Below are 16,007 nucleotides of genomic sequence, written 5' to 3'. Positions count from 1 at the left end.
CCCTCATCAATTAACTTAGCCTCTATTTTTCTCATTCCATAAGGGGCTTCTTTAGGTCTTCCTAAATCATCTACACCTATTTTAGGACATGCTAACCATTTCCAAACACTCTCTGGTAAGCCAACTGCTGGACCGGTTGCTAAGAAACCTAAAAATTCTTTTCCATGATGGTTAGTCATTAGGCATCTGTCTGTCGTTATTATGAAATCAAACGTTTGATCCAAAAAAGTCACCTTTTATTTTCCTTATCTTGATCTTATATATAAACCCTTTTTATAAAAGTTGTAGTAATTTCCTAATATTTCTCTTCAGGTCTTCTGAAGAATTACTCCTATCTAGGTCCTTAGCGTCATCAATCTTTGGAGACCATTTTTCGCCATTAGGTAAATTGACTGATATTAGAGAAGTGTAAATGTATATAGTTTCTCCTTTCTCATTTCTTGCCTCTTCAATTATTACTTCTGATCTTCCAAATTTTGTCTTATATTTTGATGAAATTTCACTTATCTTCATTACTTTAGTTATAAGAAAGATGGCTAATATAAGATTTACTCTTCTCCACTTTCCTCTTCATTACCTTCAAATTCTTCCCTTAATAATTCTAAACCTACTTCCTTGTAATACTCCTCTCTCTCCTGTTGCAATTCTTCACTCAAATTCCTTCCCTCCTTGTCACTTACTATTGACGTTGTTAGCACTCTATTACTTTTATCCCTACTCTCCTTTACACTATATTCTTTCTTTTCCTTCTCGCTCAATAACATCTCATATCCGCACTTTGTGCACCTTAACATTTCCTTACCATCCTTCTTAGTCGGAATCATTAATCCTCCACATTTAGGACAAAACTTCATAATTCTAAATAATGCCTTAAAATGGTATAAAAAGTTTTGCTTAGAATATTCTTATCCTGGGATCCTCTTTTACAACATTGAGTACTATACTAGTATAAGTCCTTTCTATCTTAGGATTCTTTAGTAATTGTTTTAAGAAACTATCTAACTCTTCAACGCTTCTAAACTTAGCTATTATTACAACATCGTACTCCCCTACTACGTCGTATACCGCAATAACATTATCTGCATTAGCTATCTCTTTTTCGAACTCCACTAAATGTTTTCCATCTACCTTAGCCATAATAATACTAGTTAGTGCAAAACCTAGTTTAGAGTAGTCAAGCAATGCGACAAAACTCCTAATTATACCTTCTTGAACCATTCTGGTCATTCTATTATGTAATGTTGCTGGTGAAACGTTCATCTCTTCTGCAAGTCTCCTAAGGCTAGTCCTAGCATCTCTAGTTAGTTCAATTAATAACCTTCTATCTATTGCATCTAGATCTGGAATGCGTTTTTTACTATCAGACATCTCAATATAAAGTTAACTGACATGTTAAAAAATTTTCATTACAACCCGAATTCTTCATATCAACTTTATTTGAGATATACCATTTAGTATAAGCTGAACTCCAAAGGCAGCTATTATAATTGCCATAAATCTTCCGGCAGCTACAGTACCCGTATTGCCTAGTACTCTGATTATAACAGGACCTAGTAACAGTGACAGATAAACTAGAAGAGACGCTAATAAACTACCTACTATTAACACGATAACGTTATTGTTAACCGATAACGTAATTAGAGCCGTCATAGTACCCGGACCTACAATTAACGGGGTAGCAATAGGTGTTACAATTGCCTCTTCAATTCTGCTAGATAGAAATTTCAATTGCTGAAACCCACCCAAAGTATCGACTCCGAGATATACTAATACTATACCTCCCCCTATTTCTAGTGCTGACGTACTAATTCCTAGAAAAGCCAAGAGAGGACCACCTAAAATCGAGAAAAAAATCAAAAGAGCTACTACTGCGATAGATATCTTATTCACTAAAAAATTCCAACCTACCTTAGTTTGCGAATTACGATTAAACTCCTCGTACAATGCTATGAGATATGGTAATATTGAAAGAGGATCCATGATCGCATATAACTTAAATGCAATTTCAGGTATTGCAATAATGTTAATCATTCTAGTAAACCAAGAATATCTTTTAGATTTTGAATTTTCTCATTTTGATCTCGTGTTGTTAAGGCTATTAATAACTTACTGATTATGAGATAAAGTTTCGATATTTCCTTCTTACAATCCTCTGCTGTTTTACTAAGCTCATCTACTTTTCCCTGCATGCTCTGTAAGTTGAGGTAAAGCTCACTTAATAATTCCTCAACTCCATGTTCGTGCTCATGCTGATGGTGTGTCTCTTCAACCTCTCTTTGAATTTCTTCCATGTCTTTATCATTTTTCGGTATTTTATCTATTCTAAACTTGACCATTTTCTTCTCCCTCCTCATCTGACTCAGTAGTATCCACGTTCTTAACGTTTGACATATCGTTCTGAGTTATAATATACTTTCCCACACCTAACCTCAAATAATGTTTGATAACCGTGGAGATCTTACCTGCTGCTCTTAAAGGAATGCAATCTGTTTCTACTTCCTCGTTGGTATCAGTTATCCCTACTACCTTTGCCATCTTTTTTTCTTCATCACAGTATTCCAGTTTAACCTCCTTAAGTCTGCCTAAAAACACGAGAGTTTCCAAATCTCTACCTTTCATTACCGGCCTTACCATTTATTTCTTCACTGAAATACCTATCAGATCCTCAATTTTTAAACCCTTTTCAACTAAGTATTTAGTTATATTATCCCTTATCTCATCAATGATTTTAAACCCCCTCTCTATTAAGACGGTACCTAATCCAACTAGTTTAGCTCCTACTGCTAACATACCAATAACATCAGTCCAATCGAATACTCCTCCAATCCCAATAATATCGGCATCATACTCTTCATAAACTTCCTTAATTATCCTTAAAGCTATAGGATAGAGACACCTACCGGATACTCCACCAGTTCCATAACTTAATATGGGCTTGAAAGTCTCTATATCGATCAATAAACCTTTGATAGTGTTTATCAACGTTAATCCATCGGCACCTTTTTCCAATGCTTTTCCGGCTAGCTCAACTACGTTGTCCCATGGTCCTAGTTTTATGAATAACGGCTTATTAGCTATACTTTTTGCATTCTCGACTATTTGACCTACATATTTTGCCAAAGATTCTCCGTAACCTTTCCTATTAGGACTACTTACATTAACCTCTAACATACTTGCAATATCTTTTACTGCTTCAATGACCTTAACTATCTCGTCAATAGAAGAGCCACCAACACTCACTATTAGTGGACATGACATTTTACTCATCTCATTTATTTTATAAGCTCCAGGATTACCTAGGCCAATAGCGTTCACGTAAATACCGTCGTGTAGTTTAATTAAAGTAGGAGGTTTATGTGGCTCCAATGGGTTTAGCGTTACGGTCTTAGTTGTTATAGCAGATGGCTTATATTTTTCACAGATTTCTCCAATATATTTTGGAATATCCGGCAAAATACCAGAAGCTACTATCAGAGGATCGTAAAAACTTATACCTTTAATTTGAATCATGCCATATCACTAAATGGATTTATTCCCTTTATCGGAAATACTTCTCCTTGATAATTACTTACCTTACCTTGTACAATAGTCATGTATACTGAAGCCTCTAAGGGAAAGTTATCTAAAGGAGTCTCAGTAACTTTAGAATATTTAGTTGAATATCTCCAATGTTTAAATTCAATTATAGTAAAATTAGCGTAATTTCCCTCTTTAATCTCGCCATAAGGTAAGCCTAAAATCTTTGCAGGATTAATTGATATTACCCTTACTGCGTCGTCTAGGCTTAGTATATCCTTTTTTACCAACGAAAAAAGGAAGGGAACAGTGAACGAAACTAGGGCTACTCCAGGTGGACAGATTTCGTACGGATAAGATTTCTCAAAGTTAGCATGAGGGGCATGATCGCTGACTATAGCATCAACTTCATATAATCCTTGCAATAGTTGTAATCTTTCTGTGATGCTCCTAATTGGTGGATTGACCTTATTAATACAATTCTTTTCATCAGTTAATAGAATATGATGCGGGGTAAGATCAACGGTGAAACCCATCTTCTTCGCTAACCTTATCGTATCTATGTTTGTTGCATGAGTTATATGGATCCTTTGATATTTTTCTAAGTAAAATAAAGCCCCTATTTCATACCATCTGTTAAGTCTTAACCTCCTATTCCCCCTTAATGCTATAGGTACTTCTGGATGAAGTATCTTCAACTTCTTAGACTTTAATACTTCGTAAGTTTCTTCCTTTTCTAGATCTTCTGGAAATATCTTATAACCTCCTACTGGAGATTTGTCAACTTTTTCAAATTCTTTCGTAACTCCAGAGTAGATTACATAATCCACTCTTGAATAATACTCGAATTCTTTAAGTTTAGAATTTATAGTTTCTACATTATTTATATAGGGGATAGTATTAGGCATATCTCCAACAAGTGTTATTCCGCCATATGATGCCTCACTAGTGCCAGACACAACGTCTTCCTTATATGCCATCTTTAGACCCCTTATATGAGTATGTAGATCAATTGCGCCGGGTAATAGCAATGTGCCTTGAGGTAATGAAATGTCTGGCTTACAAGTTGGTTTTATTCCCTTAATTTTTCTATCAAACTCTACACATATATTTTTCACTTCACTGTTTATGTATGCTTTTCCACTAATCCACAATTTCATCAAGCCTCATAAATGGACCTTTTATACAAGCTAAGTTGCCCTTTACCTCACATACTCCACACACTCCAAGCATACAGTTCATTTTCACCCACCTCACATAAACCATAGTCTTCTCTTTTGGCAATTTAATCATTGATAAATCTTGAAAGGGAACCGAAACTAAGAATAAATCCGCCTCAAGCTCACTAGGTTCTTCGTAGTTTAGTTTACAATTTATACACTTAGCGTAAACCTTTATTCCTTGCAACTTAGCCATTTTTAAGGGATAAATTAAATCGTGATAATACTCCCCTTTAGCAATACCTATTACTTTCTTAACATTTCTTAGGTTAATTGGATTTCCTAATGGTCCTTTTATCAATATTCTCCTACCTATCTTGTTAAATAATCGTTCAGACTCGATGTATAACTTAAGTATGTTTCTTTCATGATCGTAATCTCCAACTCCTAGCGGTATTTCATTTTCATTGGGAATGATTAGACTGACAAATTGACCTGCTTCAGGATATTTATCAAAATTTATGGTAACTTTATATATATTTCCATCTCTTATTTTCTCCAAAACATCGTAGTACTTCATAGTATCTGCCTTAGCACATCCTCTTCAGTGATATATGTTTCGCAGTATTGACACTTGAGCTTTAGCGGTTTTACAGAGATAGTTAAAAACTTACTTTCAGCTTCTACATCATTATTCGTTATACATTGGGGATTAGGACATTTAACTATACCTTTAACGATCTTTGGCAGCTGCATCTTTCTCTTCTCAACTACATTATAATTTCGAATTATGTTAATAGTTGCGAAGGGAGCAATAAGTGTGATTAAGCTAGCCTCTTTCTTATCTATTTCCCTGTCTTCAATCTTAACTATATCCTTTCTACCTATTTTTTTACTTTCTACATTCATAACTAGAGCTATTCTAAATCCTTCATTTCCCTTTATTCCTAAGATTCTTAACACTGAAAGTGCCCTTCCTGCAGGTATATGATCAATTACTGTACCATTCTTTATCTTACTTACAATTAATTCATTTCCCTTAGTCGGACTTATCATTCCTCATCCCTCATTAAATATCTTATACAGTAAACCCATTCTAACTGGTACGCCTAATGAGGCTTGATAAAAGTATTTAGCTTGTGCCAGCTTATCCACTTTTCTATCTATTTCATTGACTCTTGGCAATGGATGAAGAATAATGCTTCCCTTTTTCATGAATTCTACTAGCTTCGTGTCAACAACATAGCTCTCTTTAACTTTCTCATATTCAACTTCATCCACAAATCTCTCTTTCTGGATACGTGTAACATATAATACATCAATTTCTTGTATAACGTCGTACGGGTTCTCAACTTCAATTGTCTGGTAATTTAATTCCTCTACTATTTCTTTTCTAGCCTTAAGTTGAGGCGGGGGAATCAGAAAGACTCTCTTAGGCTTAAATCTAGTTAAGGCTCTTAATAAGCTATTTACCGTTCTAGCATACTTTAAGTCGCCCAATAATCCAAAGTTTAAATTGTCAATTGTATTAAACACCTTATAAACTGTATAAAGGTCTATAATGGCCTGTGTAGGATGTTCATGCTTTCCATCTCCGGCATTTATTATTGGTACTTCACTTATCTCGCTCGCAAATAGTGAGGCTCCATCAAATTTATGTCTCATTATAATACAGTCAGAGTAATTATTTAACATTCTTACAGTATCAGCTAGATTTTCACCTTTAGCTACAGATGTAGATTCTTCTGAACTAAAGCCAATTACGTTCGCTCCTAATTTAATTCCTGCTGTTTGAAAACTTTGAGCCGTTCTCGTACTAGGCTCGAAAAAAGCTAAAGCTAATACTTTTCCCTCCAAATGCGTCAGCTTGCCTTTAACGTTAGCGAATTTGTCGGCGTATTCAAAGATACTAAAATAGTCCTCTCTCTTTAAATCAAGAGAGGATATAATATGTCTTAATTTCACAAAAGCCCTAGATAGTAATTAGAGGAGAAGTAATTTAAACTCTTTTTCCGAGAATTCTCCCGATGAATTTCGCAGATGTACTGTTTGAAAAGAAAATGCTATTAATTGGAAATTTCGTGCTAACATCAGGGAAGGTCAGTCCTTATTATTTAGATTTAAGATCACTACCAAGCCATTCAGAGTTTTATGACGTTGTAAAATTAGCATTAGAAAAGGTTAAACAGTTACCACATGACATGATAGTAGGAATTGCTACTGGAGGTGTACCTTTAGCCTCCTTCATAGCTTGTAACCTTAGAGAACCCATGGGATACATAAGAATAGAAAAGAAAGGCCATGGGGCTAATAAATTGTTAGAAGTTGATGTAAGAGGAAAGAGGGTACTACTAATAGATGATGTAGCTACCACTGGTCTGTCCTTAGAGAAGGCTTCAGTGGAGATATTAAATCAAGGAGGAAAAGTAACTGACGCATTAGTTATAATCGATAGACAAGAAGGAGCATCAAGAAGATTAGCCAAGATAGGTATTACACTTCATTCACTTTTTAAAATTTCGGAAATTCTCAATGATCTGTTAAAGACCAATAAGATTGAGGAGACCGAGAGAAAAACTATAATGGAATATTTGGTGAAAAACGTTGAAAAATAAAATAATCTTGGCTCTAGACAAACACATCCCCAGAGAAGTTTTACTAGAGATTTCAAACGAAATTCATGGAATAAAGATAGGATTACCCTTTGTCTTAGATGTGGGATTAATTAAATTGAAAGAAATCCTAAACGATATAAAACTTGAAGAAATTATAATAGATTTCAAATTAGCAGATATAGGGTTCGTGATGAAGCAAATAGTTGAAAGGTTAAGCTTCGCTGACGCATTTATAGCTCATTCTTTTGTAGGGATCGAGGGCGCATTAGACGAGTTAAAGACGTTCCTAGACTCACAGAGGAAGAACTTATATCTGGTTGCAGCCATGTCACATAGAGGATGGAATAATGAGTTTAATAATTATATAAAGCAGATAATACAGAAAATTGAACCTAAAGGTATAGTAGTCGGAGCGACTAGGCTTGATACAATAAGAGAATTTAGATTTATGTTCCCTAAAATAACTATAATTTCTCCAGGGGTTGGTACGCAAGGAGCTAACTATGGTGATGCAATTTGTGCCGGTGGAGATTATGAAATAGTTGGAAGAAGCGTCTATAATTCTCCAGATCCAATTAATGAAATAAGAAAGATCAACGAAATTATTCGTAATAAGGTGATGAGTTGTTAAAGAAGAGTTCATCGGAAAGGACGAGAGTAGCGAAAAAATAGCAAAACTTTATGGACTTACTAAGGTAGCAGAGGATATTCATGAAGAATTTGATATTATTCCTTTCACTGATTTTAATTATTTATATGTAAGAAGTAATGTAGAAATAGAACACTCACTAGTTAAGATTGGCAATAATTATAATCTCAGTTATTTTTCGATTTACGATGAAGTCCTAAAAGTATATATGAAATTTCTGAAGGAAGTTATGATGAATTATGCTAAAAGGACTATTTCTTCCGATATAGAGTATATGAACATAATTCTTGAGGATGGTTCATATTACATCTTAGAAGGCGATGAACGTAAGGTCAACGTACCGTTTCCTAAAGGTATAGCTACTTCACACACACACCCCGGAATCTGCTTATTTTCGTATAAAGATCTAGAAACAGCCGATTCCTTGTTTAGTATAGGTTATGTAATAGTTTCAGTTATGAACACTGAATGTATATCATCTCTATATAGGCGCGGAGTTTACACTTTTGAGGATAAGTTATCTCTAAAGGGAACTTCAAATAAATTGAAAAAAGCTAGAACTATGAACGATGTAATTTCAATATATAAAAACTTATCATTTCAGAACTTAAAATTCGTTACTTACCAGATTTAGCTAACATATCTATTGTTGCCTCTGCTATATCTGAGGAGTACCTGGCTATTCTCCTCAAAGACTCGATTACCATAGAAGTTGATGTTACAATTTTTGGACTATCATTACTCTTTATTGCACTCTCTTGCATCTCTGCAAGCTGTTTAAAGATATTAATATTTGAAATTAGATCATGTGAGACATCTTTCTTTCCGTTTAGGAAAGCATTCATTGAAGTCTTATAGGTATCAAGAATATTATATCCTAAATTTGTTAATTCATCTTTTTTGCTAAACTTACTAACGTCTTCAGCTAAAGTGGCAATTCTGTCTGCATGATCCGCCACTCTTTCTATGACCTTAGCTACGGAATAGATATCTACAAGTTGAGCTATATTATAACCTTCAGATTCTAATATACTTAGCATATTCACAGAGAGTGTTAATTGTCTAGCTATATAGAAGAAAAACCTGTCTACCTCATCATCCCTACCAGCTATTTCTTTAGCTAATTCAATATCAGCTAGTCTTATCGACTCCAAAGAGTCTCTTAACATGTTAAATGATATTGTAAATGCCCTAGACATGGCTTTCTTAATTGGTAATTCCTTTTCGTCTACGAGGAACTGTATGGATATAGTATTAGCATCCTCTTCAACAACTTCTGCCCCTAATAATCTTCTCCTTATTTCATCTTTTATTAACATCCTCACAGAAGTAGTCATCTTAGGACAAGAGAATATCACTGAGGAATATCCTGCCATGTAGTGTGCAATAAACTCTCTAATGATTGCTTCAGCAGAAATTTTTTCACAATTTAGAATTTTTCTAAGCTCATTCTGATCACGAGTGTTATTTACTTTAGGCACAATTACTAATCTCATATCTTTATCTTGAACTATTTCAACCTCATCTCCATTCCTTAAAGAAAGTGCTTTAATCCACTCTTTTGGCAGTGAGACTATATAGGTTGATCCTCCAGTTAGCTGAATCTTCCTGGTTATTGATTTACTTGACATAATCTATATAGATCTATGTATTTACTTCATAATAAATTTCTCTTTTCTCCTTCAATTCAGCTATTTTCTTCGCTTCTTCAATAACGCCCTTCGCATCTTCTTTGCTTCTGATCTTAATATCTTTAGGCACATCGATACTTTCGAAAAAGTCTTCGTAAATACCGTCTAATAGTATCGAAATTTCAGGCAGACTACCTATTTCATCTTTGAGCGACTTTATTGCCTCTACTACAGCAGGAGCATCGTTTACTATATAGCCTATATAAATTATTGTCTCAACTTTTATTTCTAATAACTCTAACATCACATCAATAGTCACTAAATAATTCAATACTTTTTCCAATATCTCCGATTCTCTTAGTAACATTTTTGATAAATGAGGAAATCTAGAGACATTTACAAGCGAAGAATTATTGTACATTTCTATCTTTCCTTTTATACCATTCATTAAGCTTCTTACTTTATTTCTAGCAATTCTTATGTTAATGATGAGCTCAGCGAGAGTCTTAGCTTTCCTCTTCACAATGTACTTATTATATGAATTAAGGCTTAAAAGGGATTTGCTATCTATTTTTTATTCATAATTTTTCTTCTTTCCTCTTTTTCTAGATCGTCCAGAATAAATTTGTAAGTCTTATAGAAAGAAGTAAGTTTATATGGGATACCATAGCCGTCGGCTTCTTTGTACACAACATGGTTCTGAATTAAAACTTCGAGGTGATGAATAACTGTTTTATAGTCAATATTTAAAGCTGTAGATATTTGATTTGGGTTTAACGATTTATCTTCAAGTAATCTGACGATTTTTAGCCTAGTCAATCCTCCACGAGAAGAAAAAAACAAAAATTTAAACAGTTTCCTAACTTCCTTTACCTCTTTCTCATTCATTATTCAGAAGTAATTGTGAGTCAACTAGTTTATATTCTTCACTACAATTCTTAACGGTTGGATAACAATTTTCAAACCATAGGATAACCTTGCGAAAAGTTTAAAACATTCTTCTCTAATAAAAATCTTTTCATTAAAAAACATGAAAACTATTTAATTCAAGAATTAACATAAAATGAACTTATGTCAAATTAAAACTGAGATTTAAGAGGGTGAAAAACTAAAAGGGAAATATAGTTCTGTACCTCTCCCTTAAAATGCATATCTTTTTAGTCCCACGGAAGGTGATGTGAAGGCAACTCCACCAGAGAGATAGGGGTAAAACGGTTGAAGATGTTCCGTGGTTTATTACTAATCGAATAGACCGGTTAAGTAATCTCACCGCTTAATAACTATGAAGCAATAAAGGCGAGATAAACCTATAAACAGCCATGAGAGAGAGCCCTTTAAGGTGAAAAACGAGATTAATATCTGATAGTTGAAGCCTTTTCCCTCTTAAGGATATACTCTTTAAGCTTTTTTAACACAGCTACAAGATCCTCATCTTCTGTATAGCATTTTTCATTTAAGGCTAGATATTCAATTTCTGTGTAAACGCCATACTTTCCATGTATATCACCTAACGGGATAGAAAGGTCTAGATAATCCTTTATAAACTCTATATGTCCACATTTAGCTATAATCTGCAAAATACCTAAATCCACTAACCTTTTACGACCGTTCTTACCTACTAAAATCACCCTAGTTCCAACCCTTATTTCATCAAGTTCTAAGAACTCTTTAGCGTCATTAATCTCATTTTCGCCTACTTCAATTACAGACTCTTCGCTCAGTAGGTATTTTTTTATCACATCCCTTAGACTCACAACTTTATTATCTAAAATTTACAGAGTTAAATAAGTTGCTGGCGTGGGAAGAGTTAAGGAAGAAAGCTATAGAGAGGATATATCATGATAGGGAAATAGGATATTTAGATCCAGACATCTGGGATTTCTTAATGGCATTTTATAATTACAGCGAGAAAATTTTCACACAAAGTAGCTGTAGTGGAAGAGTCACAATTGTTGATGCTGAAGTGCCTTGGGATAGGAAAAATTCTTCAGTAATATATAAGAACCACATGGGAATTTCCCTGGAAGACCTTAAAGCTGTCATCAGTAAAGGTCAAGTAAGTAGACTTTGGTTAATAGTACAAGGTCCAATAGTACATGTATATGCTAAGGATATGGACACCGCATGGAATGTTTTACAAATAGCTAGAAACGCGGGATTTAAACATAGCGGAATCTTAGTATCTAACTATAAGGGAATCTTATTAGAGTTGAGAACGGGTGTAAGAATGACGCATTTATTAAAAAATAAAGTAGATGAGAAAGTGGAGAATTTATCTGGTTTAGTTGAAGTAGCTAATGAAGTTTTAAGAAAAGGTAAAGAGAAAATGATAAGACTGACAGAGGCTCTTTCATCTAATTCCAAGAATCCTATGGAATTGAGGAAGAATCCTAAATTGGAGACCTTTTGACAGTAAAACTTCTGTTATCTCTGAAATTGCGTCAATGTAATCTTGTCTATTCCCATCGGGTTGTAAAATTACCTTCTCTGGATTAATTGCTTGAGACTCTACAAATTTCACTACCTCATCTATGTCTTTATGAGGATAAACTATTACAAACTTGTAATATGTGGCCCAATCGTCATCCTTAAAGTTATAGTTAATATTGTGTCCAGAATTACTTAACTTTGGCGAGACCGAAAATACGTCAACAAGCTTCCTTAGTTTTTCTGAAGGCTTTATAGTGCCATTAGTCTCGATTACTATCTTATGACCTAACCTACCCTTTAGTACTTCTGCTAATGGTTCTAAGTTTTGGAGTAATGGTTCACCACCGGTTATTGTGGTCAACTTTATTCTATTGTCTAATCTAGCTACAATTTCATCAATATCCATTAAAGTTCCCACACTCCAAGAATACTTAGTATCACACCAAACACATCTCAGATTACAAGTAGCTAACCTTATGAAGTTAGATGGTCTACCAATTACCTCTCCTTCCCCTTGAATCGAGGTAAATATCTCAATTACTCTGTATTTCATTCTACCTACTAATGTTTAGACGATTTAAAAGATCTTTCTTTAACTCTTCCAAACCTAACCCACTTTCAGCACTTATTTCATACCACTTCATGCTCCTCCTTGATAGCTCTTTTACTATGGAATCATAATTATTAATATCTTTATCATCAATCTTATTTATAACTGGAATTACCACTTTTTTGAAAGTCAAAATTTCCTCAAAGAGATGAATTTGCTCATCGACAGTTAGAATAGAGGAAATTGAAGGATCGAACATGTATACGATTATTCCATCTAAATTTTTTAAAGCATTTATAGCCTTGGCTTCTATCTTATTTCTCTTCTCGTTTGGTCTATCTAAAATACCTGGAGTATCAATAACTTGAACGTAATTATCGTTAATAATTATATGCCCCACATGAATTTCCTTAGTAGTAAATGGATAGTTTGCTACTTCCGGTTTAGCTGTAGAGAGTCTAGATACCAAAGTAGATTTGCCCACGTTAGGAGGACCGGAAACTATAATTGTTGGTAGTGTAGGGTCTATTGCCTTCATCTTCTTCAGTTGAACTGTAACGTCTATTATTTCATCGATATACTTTCTATATTTTCTCAATAGAGAGGAGACTCTACCGAAAGCTTCTCTCATGAGCTTATTAGATTCTCTGGAGTCACTTCTCCTAATTTCTTCCATATATTTTTTTAATATTCGCATAGATACTAAACTGGTTTTTTTAGTTATATATAAATCAACTTTAAGTTTATTAATATCTATTAGAATATTTATGGACTCTACATAAAACGGGTGAAGTTCATCTATCTTAGGAAAACTTAATACAAAATCATAATATTTTTCTATCCTTTGATAATATTCCATTAACCTCCTTATTTCTCTATCCTTTGGCGTATTACCATTTATTTTAGGGAGCCTATGCAACATTATCCTTATAGTATCATCTGTCTTTGCGGGGACTTTTACTTTATCAAATGGATTCAACATATTTTTGTTCCTGGAGGAATCTCTCCATCTACTGTTAGCACTCTAGGTTTTATTCCTTTTTGTTCGTCTTCCTTACATCCAGCGGCTAGCAACATACCTTGACTTTCAAAACCTCTAATTACTCTAGGCTTTAAGTTAGCTATAACTATTATTCTCTTATTTACTAATTCTTCTGGCTTATAATACTCTCCGAGCCCAGCTATGATTTGTCTCTGTTCACTACCTAGATCAACAACTAGTCTCAACAATCTGGTACCTTCTATTCTCTCAGCCTGTTTGACTAAACCTACCCTCAGATCGAGTTTAGCGAAATCGTCTATAGTTACCTGGGAACTCATGTTCTTAAAGAGTCCATATAAGATTATAAGGGTTATCATTTACATAAATAAGTAAATATTAAAGGATTATTTTAGCAAAGTTTTTATACCAGTCATGTAAAATAGTCGTAATGGAGCTAACCAAGATTTCTGAGGGAAAAACGAAGATAGTTTACGAGTATGAGAATAATTACGTATTACTCAAGTTCAAGGATGATATAACCGCTGGTGATGGTCAAAGAAAAGATGTACTAGAGGGTAAAGGCGTATTAAATGCTCAAACCTCAGCCTTATTGTTTAGATTGTTGGAGAGGAATGGAATAGAGACGCATTACGTTGGTATGTATGATGATAGGACGATGGTAGTTAAAAAGCTAAAGATGATCCCAGTTGAAGTAGTGTTAAGGAATATAGCGACGGGTAGTATAGTCAAGAGACTCCCGATAAAAGAAGGTGAAGTGTTTCAACCTCCTATTGTCGAGTTTTTCCTAAAAGACGATAAGCTTCATGACCCATTATTAAATTACTCTCACCTAGAATATTTTAAATTGCTTACAAGGGATGAGGCTAGATATATTGAAGAAGTTATGATAAAAGCAAACGAAGTGCTTTACAATTTTATAAAGAATAAGGGATTTATATTGTATGACTTCAAGCTTGAATTTGGCAGATTAGATAATAAATTAATTATAGGTGACGAGATAAGCCTCGATAGTATGAGGATTAGAGATAGTAATGGAAAAATCTATGATAAAGATTTATACAGAAAGGGATATGATCTCTCAACAGTTAAGAGAGCCTATGAAGAATTCTTGAAGAGAATTATACAATAAATTAGGTGTTAAAAATGATTTATTCTGTAGAATTAATAATAATAAATAAGGATATAGTTAGAGACCCTGAAGGAGAGACCTTACAAAAATATGTTGTAGAGAAGTATAGTAAAAATGTACTAGAAACGAGAGTTGGAAAATATATTAGGTTTAAGATAGAGGCTAGTGACGAAAAATCCGCTAAAGAAATAATTGAAAAAGTTGCTTCAGAAGGCAGATTATACAACCCTATTGTACATAAAATTATTGTAAGAGTGAGTAAAGAATGATCGCAGTTATAAAATTCCCTGGAACTACTTGTGAGTCTGACGTATATAAAGCGTTACTGGAAGCAGGTGTACAAGCAAAAGTAGTAAAGCATCAAGAATTTGATCCAGATAAGTATAGTGGAGTTATACTACCTGGTGGGTTTAGTTTTGGTGATTATTTAAGGGCTGGTAGTATAGCGTCTAATACTGAAGCTGTAAAACTCGTTAAAGAGATTGCTGATAATGGAAAGCCAGTAATTGGAATATGCAATGGCTTCCAAATATTAGTGGAGAGCGGTCTATTAAAGGGCGCATTATTACCTAATTTGAAGCTAAGATTCATTTCTAAATGGACTTACCTTAAGGTAGTAAGATTTGATACCGTCCTAACTCGTGGACTAGGCAAAAATATCATTAGGATGCCTATAGCTCATGCTGAAGGAAGATATTACATAGACGATGTTGACTATGCTAAGTCACACATGGTTATACAGTACGTTGACGAGATGGGAAAACCCACTGAAAAGGCTAACCCTAACGGTTCCCTACTGAATATTGCATCAGTAGCTAACGAGGAGGGGAATGTAATTGGGTTAATGCCTCATCCCGAGAGGGCTTCGTTTAAATTAATTTCACCGGATGGAAGCACGGATGGATTACTTTTATTAAGAGGGTTGGCAAAATGGGCGTAAACTTATTACCTATCGAAATGGATGAGGTAAGAAGAAGATTAGGAAGAGAGCCAAATGAAGCTGAATGGAAAGTACTAGATGCAGTATGGTCTGAGCACTGCTCTTATAAATCATCAAAAGTTTTCTTAAAGAGCTTTCCTACCGAAGGAGAAAACGTAGTGATGGGAATAGAAGACTGGCAAGATGCAGGTGCAATAGATATTGGTGACGGTTGGGCTATCGTCTTAAAAGTTGAAAGTCATAACCATCCATCGGCTGTAGACCCATTTAATGGAGCTGCAACAGGAGTAGGCGGAATAATTAGAGATATAATAAGTAAAGGAGCTAAACCTATTGCATTATTAGATATGATTAGAGTAGGGGATATTAGGAGCGATAGAACTC

General features: G+C 34.3%; 26 protein-coding genes and 1 pseudogene. 8 read left to right on the top strand and 19 right to left on the bottom strand.

The window, feature by feature from the left end:
* The 12 genes and pseudogenes from DMP16_RS03640 to pyrB all read right to left on the bottom strand — a co-directional run.
* Positions 1 to 233: pseudogene (locus tag DMP16_RS03640) on the bottom strand (radical SAM protein); the annotation flags it as partial.
* 40 nt (positions 234 to 273) lie between these two features.
* Complete coding sequence (locus tag DMP16_RS03635) at positions 274 to 513, bottom strand: hypothetical protein (protein ID WP_069282179.1); 240 nt, start codon at positions 511 to 513, stop codon at positions 274 to 276.
* A gap of 35 nt (positions 514 to 548) precedes the next feature.
* Entirely contained in the window at positions 549 to 854 is a 306-nt protein-coding gene (locus DMP16_RS03630) for an RPA12/RPB9/RPC11 RNA polymerase family protein (protein ID WP_069282177.1), read from the bottom strand.
* Between the two features lie 40 nt (positions 855 to 894).
* On the bottom strand, positions 895 to 1,368 hold the full coding sequence (locus tag DMP16_RS03625; RefSeq protein WP_069282175.1) for an Lrp/AsnC family transcriptional regulator: 474 nt from the start codon (positions 1,366 to 1,368) through the stop codon (positions 895 to 897).
* A 54-nt stretch (positions 1,369 to 1,422) separates the two neighbouring features.
* Positions 1,423 to 2,031 carry a MarC family protein gene (locus tag DMP16_RS03620; RefSeq protein WP_069282174.1) on the bottom strand — a complete coding sequence of 203 codons (609 nt, stop codon included), beginning with the start codon at positions 2,029 to 2,031 and terminating at the stop codon, positions 1,423 to 1,425.
* Positions 2,028 to 2,336, bottom strand: coding sequence for a hypothetical protein (locus tag DMP16_RS03615; RefSeq protein WP_069284563.1), 309 nt, complete (start codon positions 2,334 to 2,336; stop codon positions 2,028 to 2,030). The genes DMP16_RS03620 and DMP16_RS03615 overlap by 4 nt, the downstream gene beginning before the upstream one ends.
* Positions 2,323 to 2,634, bottom strand: a complete 312-nt coding sequence (locus DMP16_RS03610) for a hypothetical protein (RefSeq protein ID WP_069282172.1) — start codon at positions 2,632 to 2,634, stop codon at positions 2,323 to 2,325. The genes DMP16_RS03615 and DMP16_RS03610 overlap by 14 nt, the downstream gene beginning before the upstream one ends.
* Positions 2,635 to 3,510 (bottom strand): dihydroorotate dehydrogenase PyrD, encoded by an 876-nt coding sequence (pyrD, locus tag DMP16_RS03605; protein ID WP_069282170.1) that lies wholly within the window; start codon positions 3,508 to 3,510, stop codon positions 2,635 to 2,637.
* Positions 3,507 to 4,676: a dihydroorotase gene (gene pyrC, locus DMP16_RS03600; RefSeq protein ID WP_069282168.1), complete on the bottom strand. Its 1,170-nt coding sequence runs from the start codon at positions 4,674 to 4,676 to the stop codon at positions 3,507 to 3,509. Before pyrC ends, pyrD begins: the two co-directional genes overlap by 4 nt.
* Positions 4,660 to 5,256: a 2-polyprenylphenol hydroxylase gene (locus tag DMP16_RS03595; RefSeq protein WP_069282167.1), complete on the bottom strand. Its 597-nt coding sequence runs from the start codon at positions 5,254 to 5,256 to the stop codon at positions 4,660 to 4,662. The genes pyrC and DMP16_RS03595 overlap by 17 nt, the downstream gene beginning before the upstream one ends.
* On the bottom strand, positions 5,253 to 5,732 hold the full coding sequence (gene pyrI / locus DMP16_RS03590; protein ID WP_143576900.1) for an aspartate carbamoyltransferase regulatory subunit: 480 nt from the start codon (positions 5,730 to 5,732) through the stop codon (positions 5,253 to 5,255). Before pyrI ends, DMP16_RS03595 begins: the two co-directional genes overlap by 4 nt.
* Positions 5,733 to 5,735: 3 nt before the next feature.
* Positions 5,736 to 6,641 (bottom strand): aspartate carbamoyltransferase, encoded by a 906-nt coding sequence (pyrB, locus tag DMP16_RS03585; protein WP_143576899.1) that lies wholly within the window; start codon positions 6,639 to 6,641, stop codon positions 5,736 to 5,738.
* 62 nt (positions 6,642 to 6,703) lie between these two features.
* Between pyrB and pyrE the strand changes: the two genes are divergently transcribed.
* From pyrE to DMP16_RS03570, 3 genes are all read left to right on the top strand, one after another.
* Positions 6,704 to 7,291: an orotate phosphoribosyltransferase gene (pyrE, locus tag DMP16_RS03580; RefSeq protein ID WP_069282161.1), complete on the top strand. Its 588-nt coding sequence runs from the start codon at positions 6,704 to 6,706 to the stop codon at positions 7,289 to 7,291.
* Positions 7,281 to 7,922, top strand: coding sequence for an orotidine 5'-phosphate decarboxylase / HUMPS family protein (locus DMP16_RS03575; RefSeq protein WP_069282160.1), 642 nt, complete (start codon positions 7,281 to 7,283; stop codon positions 7,920 to 7,922). Before pyrE ends, DMP16_RS03575 begins: the two co-directional genes overlap by 11 nt.
* A gap of 247 nt (positions 7,923 to 8,169) precedes the next feature.
* A complete protein-coding gene (locus DMP16_RS03570; protein WP_185957807.1) occupies positions 8,170 to 8,574 on the top strand; it encodes a hypothetical protein in 405 nt (134 codons plus the stop codon).
* Here the strand turns inward: DMP16_RS03570 and DMP16_RS03565 are convergent.
* From DMP16_RS03565 to DMP16_RS03550, 4 genes are all read right to left on the bottom strand, one after another.
* Entirely contained in the window at positions 8,558 to 9,571 is a 1,014-nt protein-coding gene (locus DMP16_RS03565) for a phosphate uptake regulator PhoU (protein WP_069282156.1), read from the bottom strand. The genes DMP16_RS03570 and DMP16_RS03565 overlap by 17 nt on opposite strands.
* Positions 9,572 to 9,584: 13 nt before the next feature.
* Entirely contained in the window at positions 9,585 to 10,094 is a 510-nt protein-coding gene (gene cdvB3, locus DMP16_RS03560; RefSeq protein ID WP_069282154.1) for a cell division protein CdvB3, read from the bottom strand.
* A 44-nt stretch (positions 10,095 to 10,138) separates the two neighbouring features.
* Complete coding sequence (locus tag DMP16_RS03555) at positions 10,139 to 10,459, bottom strand: winged helix-turn-helix domain-containing protein (RefSeq protein ID WP_069282152.1); 321 nt, start codon at positions 10,457 to 10,459, stop codon at positions 10,139 to 10,141.
* A gap of 464 nt (positions 10,460 to 10,923) precedes the next feature.
* The gene (locus DMP16_RS03550; RefSeq protein ID WP_069282150.1) at positions 10,924 to 11,325 is read right to left on the bottom strand and encodes a hypothetical protein; all 402 of its coding nucleotides are present in this window, start codon (positions 11,323 to 11,325) and stop codon (positions 10,924 to 10,926) included.
* 35 nt (positions 11,326 to 11,360) lie between these two features.
* On the opposite strand from DMP16_RS03550, the gene DMP16_RS03545 reads away from it, so the two are divergent.
* Complete coding sequence (locus tag DMP16_RS03545) at positions 11,361 to 11,981, top strand: hypothetical protein (protein WP_069282148.1); 621 nt, start codon at positions 11,361 to 11,363, stop codon at positions 11,979 to 11,981.
* Here the strand turns inward: DMP16_RS03545 and DMP16_RS03540 are convergent.
* Genes DMP16_RS03540 through metG form a run of 3 tightly spaced genes read right to left on the bottom strand, consistent with a single transcriptional unit; the run spans position 11,922 to position 13,871 of the window.
* Positions 11,922 to 12,554, bottom strand: coding sequence for a 7-carboxy-7-deazaguanine synthase QueE (locus DMP16_RS03540; RefSeq protein ID WP_069282146.1), 633 nt, complete (start codon positions 12,552 to 12,554; stop codon positions 11,922 to 11,924). The genes DMP16_RS03545 and DMP16_RS03540 overlap by 60 nt on opposite strands.
* A gap of 1 nt (position 12,555) precedes the next feature.
* The gene (locus tag DMP16_RS03535) at positions 12,556 to 13,533 is read right to left on the bottom strand and encodes a GTPase (RefSeq protein WP_143576898.1); all 978 of its coding nucleotides are present in this window, start codon (positions 13,531 to 13,533) and stop codon (positions 12,556 to 12,558) included.
* Positions 13,527 to 13,871 carry a methionine--tRNA ligase subunit beta gene (gene metG / locus DMP16_RS03530; RefSeq protein ID WP_069284562.1) on the bottom strand — a complete coding sequence of 115 codons (345 nt, stop codon included), beginning with the start codon at positions 13,869 to 13,871 and terminating at the stop codon, positions 13,527 to 13,529. Before metG ends, DMP16_RS03535 begins: the two co-directional genes overlap by 7 nt.
* A 110-nt stretch (positions 13,872 to 13,981) precedes the next feature.
* Between metG and purC the strand changes: the two genes are divergently transcribed.
* The 4 genes from purC to DMP16_RS03510 all read left to right on the top strand — a co-directional run.
* A complete protein-coding gene (purC, locus tag DMP16_RS03525) occupies positions 13,982 to 14,683 on the top strand; it encodes a phosphoribosylaminoimidazolesuccinocarboxamide synthase (RefSeq protein ID WP_069282142.1) in 702 nt (233 codons plus the stop codon).
* A 14-nt stretch (positions 14,684 to 14,697) separates the two neighbouring features.
* Positions 14,698 to 14,952 carry a phosphoribosylformylglycinamidine synthase subunit PurS gene (locus DMP16_RS03520; RefSeq protein ID WP_069282140.1) on the top strand — a complete coding sequence of 85 codons (255 nt, stop codon included), beginning with the start codon at positions 14,698 to 14,700 and terminating at the stop codon, positions 14,950 to 14,952.
* Positions 14,949 to 15,623: a phosphoribosylformylglycinamidine synthase I gene (gene purQ, locus DMP16_RS03515; protein WP_069282138.1), complete on the top strand. Its 675-nt coding sequence runs from the start codon at positions 14,949 to 14,951 to the stop codon at positions 15,621 to 15,623. Before DMP16_RS03520 ends, purQ begins: the two co-directional genes overlap by 4 nt.
* On the top strand, positions 15,614 to 16,007 hold a 394-nt coding region (locus DMP16_RS03510; RefSeq protein WP_255446781.1), incomplete at its 3' end, for an AIR synthase related protein. The genes purQ and DMP16_RS03510, both read left to right, overlap by 10 nt.

This window comes from Sulfolobus sp. B1, assembly GCF_007050195.1.
Taxonomy (GTDB): domain Archaea; phylum Thermoproteota; class Thermoprotei_A; order Sulfolobales; family Sulfolobaceae; genus Saccharolobus.
The sequence above is the reverse complement of the archived record's forward strand: the minus strand, read 5'-3'. Positions and strand labels throughout refer to the sequence as shown.